Annotated in this window: 1 protein-coding gene; it reads right to left on the bottom strand. The window is 56.1% G+C overall.

What is annotated here, in order from left to right:
• Positions 1 to 335, bottom strand: a 335-nt coding sequence (locus tag HJW02_RS12975) for a hypothetical protein (protein WP_208050674.1), incomplete at both ends; no start/stop codon positions are given.

Here is a 335-nt window from a genome sequence, read left to right as displayed (position 1 = left end):
CGGTAGTCGTAGCCGCAGGTAATGGACGTTCTGCCATCCTGGCTGGTGAAGACGATGGGGCGGTCATTGGCATCGTAGGATACTTCCCAGATGCCCGTTGAGGTCCTGATCGTGGCCTGGTTGCCGTCGGCGTCGTAGACGGGTTTAAAATGTTCTTCTCCCCCGGCAATATCCACGTACTGGTTAAGGTCGTTGGCATCGTAGGAAACTTCCTCTTCCAGTTCACGAGCGGTCTTGCGGTTGCCGATGTTGTCGTATTGGTAGCTGAAGCTTCCTCCCTGGCTGATCCGGTCTTCGACCAGCTCGCTGCGGCTGTTGCAGGTGAAGTTTCTGGT

This window comes from Akkermansia sp. GGCC_0220 (genome assembly GCF_017566105.1).
Taxonomy (GTDB): Bacteria; Verrucomicrobiota; Verrucomicrobiia; order Verrucomicrobiales; family Akkermansiaceae; genus Akkermansia; species Akkermansia massiliensis.
The sequence above is the reverse complement of the archived record's forward strand: the minus strand, read 5'-3'. Positions and strand labels throughout refer to the sequence as shown.